Here is a 7,222-nt window from a genome sequence, read left to right on the forward strand (position 1 = left end):
CAACGACCGGGCAGCGGCTCCCGGCAAGTCCGGTGGGAGTGCCGGTTCCGCTGGTCGGTTCCCTGCTTCCCGGCCTGTCCGTCGACGGCGGCGGTGCCCGCCCTCACCCGGCGCCGACGGGCCGCCGGTGCCTGGGTGCCGTAGCCCACCAGGACGTTGCCCGAGCCCTCCGGGCCGTCATCCGGTTCACCCACGGCGACCGTCAGGAGCGGGGCGCCGACGGGGAGTTCGGTGCCCTCCTCGCCGAAGCGGGCGGTGACCACGCCGCCGTAGGGGCAGGGCACCTCGACCATCGCCTTGGCCGTCTCCACCTCGACCACCGGCTGGTCCACGGCGACCACGTCGCCGACCTGGACCAGCCAGCGGACGATCTCCGCCTCGGTGAGCCCCTCGCCGAGGTCGGGCAGCTTGAACTCCAGCACCTGAGCCATCAGCCCTCGGCCTCCCACTGCAGCCGGGCCACGGCGTCCAGGATGCGGTCGACGCCGGGCAGATGGTGCCGCTCCAGCATGGGCGGCGGGTAGGGGATGTCGAAACCGGCCACGCGCAGCACCGGCGCCTCCAGGTGGTGGAAGCAGCGCTCGGTGATCCGGGCCGCGATCTCGCCGCCCGGGCCGCCGAATCCGGTGGACTCGTGGACGACGACCGCGCGGCCGGTGCGCCGGACGGCCGCGCAGACCGTCTCGTCGTCGAAGGGCACCAGGGAGCGCAGGTCGATCACCTCCAGGTCCCAGCCCTCGGCGCGGGCGGCCTCGGCGGCCTCCAGGCAGACCGGCAGGGAGGGCCCGTAGGTGATCAGTGTGGCGCTGCTGCCGGGGCGGCGCACCACCGCGCGTCCGATGGGCGCCACGTCCGTGGGCTGCTCGGGGTTCCAGGTGTCCTTCGACCAGTACAGCCGCTTGGGTTCCAGGAAGACCACCGGGTCGTCGGAGGCGATGGCCTGGCGCAGCAGTCCGTAGGCGTCGGCGACGGTGGCCGGGGTGACGACGTGCAGGCCCGGGGTGGCCATGTAGTAGGCCTCGGACGAGTCGCTGTGGTGCTCGACGCCGCCGATGCCGCCGCCGTAGGGAACCCGGACGGTGATCGGCAGGGGCATCCGGCCGCGCGTGCGGTTGCGCATCCGGGAGACATGGCTGACCAGTTGCTCGAACGCCGGGTAGGCGAAGGCGTCGAACTGCATCTCCACGACCGGGCGCAGGCCGTACATCGCCATGCCGACGGCGGTGCCGAGGATGCCGGCCTCGGCGAGCGGGGTGTCGGTACAGCGGTCCTCGCCGAACTCCTTGGCGAGCCCGTCGGTGACGCGGAAGACCCCGCCGAGGGTGCCGACGTCCTCGCCCAGGACGTGCACGGCGGGATCGGCGGCCATGGCGTCGCGCATCGCGCGCGTGAGCGCCTGGGCCAGGGTGGCGGGCTTGACGGCGACGGTGGTCATCGGGCGCCGCCTTCCCGTGCGCCGGGCTCCTCGCCGGCGCCGGACTGCTCCTGCTCGGCTTCCAGCTCGGCCCGCAGCAGGGCCCGCTGTTCACGCAGCTGGGTGGTGGTCTCGGCGTAGACGTGGTCGAAGAGGTCCATGGGGTCGAGCTCTGGCTCCCGGTTCATGTGTTCGCGCAAGGAGGCGGCCATGGTCTCGGCGTCCTGCCGGGCGGCCTCGATGCCGGCCTCGTCCAGCAGCCCGCGTGCGGTCAGTTCGCGTTCCAGCAGCTCGACCGGGTCGTGCGCGCGCCAGGCCGCGACCTCGGCGTCCTGTCGGTAGCGGGTGGCGTCGTCGGCGTTGGTGTGCGCGTCCAGGCGGTACGTCACCGCTTCCACCAGGGTCGGGCCGCCGCCCGCGCGGGCGTGTTCCACGGCCTCGGCGAGGACTTCGTGCACCGCGGCGGCGTCGTTGCCGTCGACCAGCCGTCCCGGCATGCCGTACCCGACGGCCTTGTGGGCCAGGGTGGGCGCGGCGGTCTGCTTCGCGAGCGGGACGGAGATGGCGAAGCCGTTGTTCTGGACCAGGAAGACGACCGGGGCCTGCCAGACGGCGGCGAAGTTCAGCGCCTCGTGGAAGTCGCCCTCGCTGGTGCCGCCGTCGCCGACCATGGCCAGCGCCACCACGTCGTCGCCCTTGAGGCGGGCGGCGTGGGCGAGGCCGACGGCGTGCGGCAGCTGGGTGGCCAGCGGGGTGCTGAGGGGGGCCACCCGGTGGGCGTGGGGGTCGTAGCCGCTGTGCCAGTCGCCGCGCAGCAGGGTGAGCACCTGGACCGGGTCCACGCCCCGGGCGACGACGGCGAGCGTGTCGCGGTAGCTGGGGAAGAGCCAGTCGCGTTCCGCGAGGGCCAGGGCGGCGCCGATCTGGCAGGCCTCCTGACCGGTGCTGGCCGGGTAGACGGCGAGCCGGCCCTGCTTGGTCAAGGCGGTGGCCTGCGCGTTGTAGCGGCGCCCGCGCACCAGCTCGGCGTAGAGCCTCAGCAGCAGGCCGGGGTCGGCCTTGGCGGCAGACTCGGTGCCGAGGACGCGGTAGGGCTCGGCGTCGGGCAGCAGCGGCGCGGGGTCCATACGGGGCTGCCAGGCGGGCGGCGGCGATGGCCGGTACGCGCCCCGCTGCTCCAGAACCGTCATGACGGCACCTCCTCGTGGGAGCGGCTACGGGAGACGGAGCGGCTGTGACCCGTCTCACCTACCGATTGTTCGGTCGACGGCGCATTTTGGCTACAGGCGGGCCGGGGCTGTGGACAAACGGTTCTCCACAGCCTGGAATGAACACAGGACGTCCACGGCGACGAAGCGGGGGAACATGGCGCCTGAACAAATGGCCTACGGACCGCGGGACGGTGGCGCGCTGCCGCCCCCACGCCCGCTGGACGCCATCGACCAGGACATCCTGAAGATCCTCCAGGGGGACGGCCGCGCCTCGATACGGTCCGTCGCCGAGCGCGTCCACGTCTCGCGCGCCAACGCCTACGCGCGGATCAACCGGCTCGTCGAGGACGGCGTGATCCGGGGCTTCAGCGCCCGCGTGGATCACGAACGGGCAGGTCACGGCACGTCCGCGTACATCACACTGAAGATCGTCCAGAACACCTGGCGCACCGTCCGCGAGCAGCTGCGGCAGCTGCCCGGCGCCTCCCACATCGCCCTGGTGGGCGGCGACTTCGACGTGCTGCTGCTGGTGCACACGCCCGACAACCGGGCGCTGCGCGAACTGGTGCTGACGCGGCTCCAGGCGATCCCCGAGGTGCTCAGCACCCGCACGCTGCTGGTGTTCGAGGAGGAGGACCTGGAGCCGGACGGCTGAGGTCAGCTCCGGCGCAGCCCCGAGAAGACCAGCCGGACGACGGCGTCGGCCATCTCCGGGCCGTTCGCGCCGCGCGCCTCCGGCCGGTACCACTCCACGATGGAGTTGATCATTCCGAAGACCAGCCGGGTGGCCAGCCGCACCTCCACGTCGCCGCGTATGTCCCCGTCGGCCGCCGCCGCCTTCATCAGCCCGGCCACCCGGTGGTCGAAGTCGCGGCGCCGCTCCAGCGCCCACCGCTCGGTCTCGGTGTTGCCGCGCACCCGCAGCAGCAGCGTCACGTAGGGCAGTTCGGCGGTGAGCACCTCCACCATCCGGCGCACGACGTGTTCCAGCCGGTCGGCGGCGCGCCCCCCGCGCGCGTGCTCCTCGTCCAGGATGGCGAACAGGCCGTCCAGGGCGCGGCTGACGGCCCGGCGCAGCAGCTCCTCCTTGCCGCTGACGTGGTGGTAGATCGACGACTTGGAGATGCCGGCCGCCTTGGACAGGTGCTCCATGGAGGTGCCGTCGTAACCGCGCTCGTTGAAGACCCGTACGGCGACGGTGAGCAGCGTCTCCGGGGTGTAGGTGTCGCGTCTGGCCGTGGTCATGAGGTGCTCTCCCGCCGGTCGTTGGCATAGGCGTGACGGTAGAGCGCGAGGGAGGGCGCGTAGCGTCCGGAGGGGTCGCGCTCGTGCATCTCGTCCAGGATGTCGAAGGCGAAGTCGCGGCCGAGCCTGCGGCTCCACTCGAAGGGCCCGAGCGGGTAGTTGACGCCCAGGCGCATCGCGGTGTCGATGTCCTCCTCGGTGGCCACGCCCTTGGCGACGGCGTCGTGGGCGAGGTCGATGATGCGGGCGACGGTGCGCGCGACGATCATGCCGGGGACGTCGCCGATGACGCTGACGTCCTTGCCGAGCGCCTGGAAGAGCCCGGTGGCCTCGGCGAGGGTCCGCGGCGTGGTGTCCTGGGAGGCGGACAGAGCGATTCGGGTGGCCGTGCGGTAGTCCAGGGCGAGGTCGAAGTAGACGACGTCCCCGAACTCGGAGGAGGTCTGGCCGTCGGCCAGGACCAGGTCGCCGCCGCCGGGCAGCACCAGGCGGGTGCCCTGGTTCTCGTCCTCCTGGCGGACCTCGATGCCCGCCTCGCGGATCAGCGTGAGCAGCTCGGCCGCCGGGCCCAGGCCGCCCTCGGCGACGACGTGGGCGGGCGGCCGCTCCTTGTCGGCGGTGTGCGGCTCGGGCCGCTCGGCGCCCTCGGCGTAGTCGTACCAGCCGCGCCCGCTCTTGCGGCCGAGCCGTCCGGACTCCACCAGCCGGCGCTGGACCAGGGAGGGGGTGAAGCGCACGTCCTGGAAGAAGGACTGCCACACCGAGTGGGTGACGGACTCGTTGACGTCCTGGCCGATCAGGTCGGTCAGCTCGAAGGCGCCCATCTTGAAACCGCCCGACTCGCGCAGGACCGCATCGATGGTCGCGGGGTCGGCGGCCTGGGCCTCGTAGACGGCGAACGCCTCGGCGTAGAAGGGCCGGGCGATGCGGTTGACGATGAAGCCCGGGGTGTCGGCGCAGGCCACCGGGGTCTTGCCCCAGGCGCAGGCGGTCTCGTACGCGCGCGTGGCCGACGTGAAGTCGGTGGCGAACCCGGAGACCACCTCCACCAGCGGCAGCAGCGGCGCCGGATTGAAGAAGTGCAGGCCGACGAAGCGGCCCGGATGGCGCAGGGCGCCGCCGATGGCCGTCACCGACAACGAGGAGGTGTTGGTGGCCAGCAGGCAGTCCTCGGCGACGATCTCCTCCAGCTCGCCGAAGAGCCGCTGCTTGACGTCCAGCCGTTCCAGGACGGCCTCCACCACCAGGGCGCAGTCGGCCAGCTCGGCGAGGCCGTCCGCGGGCGTGAGGCGGGCACGGGCCGAGTCCCGGTCGCCGGCGGAGAGCCGGCCCTTCTCCACGAGCCGGTCGAGCCGGGCGCCGATCGCTTCGGCCGCTTCCCGGGCCCGCCCGGGCACGGCGTCGTAGAGCCGTACGGGATGGCCGGCGACCAGCGCGACCTGGGCGATGCCCTGGCCCATGGTGCCGGTGCCGACGACGGCCACGGGGCTGCTGAGGTCGAGTGCTGTCATGTGCGCGATCCTCCCGCACGACGTTTTCCACAGATGCGGCGGACCCCCTTGTCCCGACCGATCGTTCGGTTACTCTAGCTCTGACGGGCAGCCCCTGCCCAGGTCACGGACTCGACGAAGAGGCTCTCCAGACGAGGAGTTGGTCCCGCATGGCCGCCGAACCGACCGCCCACGCGCTGCTCCAGAAGCACCGGCCCACGCTCGACCAGGCGCTGGAAGCGATCCGCACGCGCGCGTACTGGTCCCCGCACCCCGAGCACCCGAAGGCGTACGGCGAGAACGGCAGCCTGGACGCGGCGGCCGGCAAGGCCGCCTTCGACGCCCTGCTGGGCAACCGGCTCGACCTCACCGACCAGCCGGGCGTCGACGACTGGGTGGGCGGGGAGGTCTCCCCGTACGGTATCGAGCTGGGCGTGACGTACCCGCGTCCGGACATCGACGTGCTGCTGCCCGCCATGCGGGCCGGGCAGCGCGCCTGGCGGGACGCCGGCCCCGAGCTGCGGGCCGTGGTCTGCCTGGAGATCCTCAAGCGGATCAGCGACCGCACGCACCAGTTCGCGCACGCGGTCATGCACACCTCCGGCCAGGCGTTCATGATGGCGTTCCAGGCGGGCGGCCCGCACGCCCAGGACCGCGGCCTGGAGGCGGTGGCGTACGCGTACGCGGAACAGGTCCGCACCCCCGGGCAGGCGGAGTGGACCAAGCCGCAGGGCAAGCGCGACCCGCTGGTCCTCACCAAGCGGTTCACCTCCGTCCCGCGCGGCATCGGCCTGGTCATCGGCTGCAACACCTTCCCGACCTGGAACGGCTACCCGGGCCTGTTCGCCTCCCTGGCCACCGGCAACGCGGTCCTGGTCAAGCCGCACCCGCGCGCGGTACTGCCGCTCGCGCTGACCGTCCGGATCGCCCGGGACGTGCTCGCCGAGGCGGGCTTCGACCCGAACCTGGTCGCCCTGGCCGCCGAGCGCCCCGGCGAGGGCCTCGCCAAGACCCTCGCCCTGCGCCCCGAGATCAGGATCATCGACTACACGGGGTCGACGGCGTTCGGCGACTGGCTGGAGACCAACGCCCGCCAGGCGCAGGTCTACACGGAGAAGGCCGGCGTCAACACGGTGATCGTGCACTCCACGGACGACTACCAGGGCATGCTGTCCAACCTGGCGTTCTCGCTGTCCCTGTACAGCGGCCAGATGTGCACCACCCCGCAGAACCTGCTCATCCCCCGCGACGGCATCGCCACCGACCAGGGACACAAGTCCTTCGACGAGGTCACCGCCGACCTCGCGCGCGCGGTCGACGGCCTGCTCGGCGACGACGCCCGCGCGAACGCGCTGCTGGGCGCGATCGTCAACCCGGACGTCAAGGCCCGTCTGGAGGCCGCGGCCGGCCTCGGCGAGGTCGCCCTCGCCTCCCGCGAGGTCACCAACCCGGAGTTCCCGGACGCGGTGGTCCGCACCCCCGTCATCGTCAAGCTGGACGGCGCCAAGCCGGACGACGAGGCCGCGTACATGAGCGAGTGCTTCGGCCCGGTCTCCTTCGCGGTCGCCGTCGACTCGGCGGCCGACGCCGTGGAGCTGCTGCGCCGCACCGTGCGGGAGAAGGGCGCGATGACGGTCGGCGCGTACACCACGGACGCCGCGACCGAGCAGGCCGTCGAGGAGGCCTGCCTGGAGGAGGCGGCCCAGCTCTCCCTCAACCTGACCGGCGGGGTCTACGTCAACCAGACGGCCGCCTTCTCCGACTTCCACGGCTCCGGCGGCAACCCGGCGGCCAACGCGGCCCTGACCGACAGCGCCTTCGTGGCCAACCGCTTCCGGATGGTGGAGGTGCGGCGGGAGGCC

At 72.6% G+C, this 7,222-nt stretch carries 7 protein-coding genes; 2 read left to right on the forward strand and 5 right to left on the reverse strand.

From position 1 onward, the window contains the following. The 3 genes from H5J33_RS17810 to pdhA all read right to left on the reverse strand — a co-directional run. Positions 1 to 431: biotin/lipoyl-containing protein (locus H5J33_RS17810; protein ID WP_309485424.1), on the reverse strand; the 431-nt coding region annotated here is incomplete at its 3' end. Further along, entirely contained in the window at positions 431 to 1,435 is a 1,005-nt protein-coding gene (locus H5J33_RS17815; RefSeq protein WP_181795926.1) for an alpha-ketoacid dehydrogenase subunit beta, read from the reverse strand. The genes H5J33_RS17815 and H5J33_RS17810, both read right to left, overlap by 1 nt. Next, complete coding sequence (gene pdhA, locus H5J33_RS17820) at positions 1,432 to 2,604, reverse strand: pyruvate dehydrogenase (acetyl-transferring) E1 component subunit alpha (protein WP_181795927.1); 1,173 nt, start codon at positions 2,602 to 2,604, stop codon at positions 1,432 to 1,434. Before pdhA ends, H5J33_RS17815 begins: the two co-directional genes overlap by 4 nt. A gap of 175 nt (positions 2,605 to 2,779) precedes the next feature. On the opposite strand from pdhA, the gene H5J33_RS17825 reads away from it, so the two are divergent. Next, positions 2,780 to 3,280 (forward strand): Lrp/AsnC family transcriptional regulator, encoded by a 501-nt coding sequence (locus H5J33_RS17825; protein ID WP_399552853.1) that lies wholly within the window; start codon positions 2,780 to 2,782, stop codon positions 3,278 to 3,280. 2 nt (positions 3,281 to 3,282) lie between these two features. Here the strand turns inward: H5J33_RS17825 and H5J33_RS17830 are convergent, their stop codons facing one another. Beyond that, positions 3,283 to 3,870 (reverse strand): TetR/AcrR family transcriptional regulator, encoded by a 588-nt coding sequence (locus H5J33_RS17830; RefSeq protein WP_181795928.1) that lies wholly within the window; start codon positions 3,868 to 3,870, stop codon positions 3,283 to 3,285. Then, positions 3,867 to 5,381 carry a 3-hydroxyacyl-CoA dehydrogenase gene (locus H5J33_RS17835; protein ID WP_181795929.1) on the reverse strand — a complete coding sequence of 505 codons (1,515 nt, stop codon included), beginning with the start codon at positions 5,379 to 5,381 and terminating at the stop codon, positions 3,867 to 3,869. Before H5J33_RS17835 ends, H5J33_RS17830 begins: the two co-directional genes overlap by 4 nt. 149 nt (positions 5,382 to 5,530) lie before the next feature. Between H5J33_RS17835 and paaN the strand changes: the two genes are divergently transcribed. After that, positions 5,531 to 7,222: phenylacetic acid degradation protein PaaN (gene paaN, locus H5J33_RS17840; RefSeq protein WP_181795930.1), on the forward strand; the 1,692-nt coding region annotated here is incomplete at its 3' end.

The sequence above is a fragment of the Streptomyces sp. WELS2 genome (assembly GCF_013870595.1).
Lineage (GTDB): Bacteria > Actinomycetota > Actinomycetes > Streptomycetales > Streptomycetaceae > Streptomyces.

What these genes read in the sequence shown, in the direction of transcription:
- H5J33_RS17815 (WP_181795926.1), bottom strand. Translation starts at nt 1,435, where the DNA reads ATGACCACCGTCGCCGTCAAGCCCGCCACCCTGGCCCAGGCGCTCACG.
- H5J33_RS17835 (WP_181795929.1), bottom strand. Translation starts at nt 5,381, where the DNA reads ATGACAGCACTCGACCTCAGCAGCCCCGTGGCCGTCGTCGGCACCGGC.
- H5J33_RS17825 (WP_399552853.1), top strand. Translation starts at nt 2,780, where the DNA reads ATGGCGCCTGAACAAATGGCCTACGGACCGCGGGACGGTGGCGCGCTG.
- H5J33_RS17830 (WP_181795928.1), bottom strand. Translation starts at nt 3,870, where the DNA reads ATGACCACGGCCAGACGCGACACCTACACCCCGGAGACGCTGCTCACC.
- pdhA (WP_181795927.1), bottom strand. Translation starts at nt 2,604, where the DNA reads ATGACGGTTCTGGAGCAGCGGGGCGCGTACCGGCCATCGCCGCCGCCC.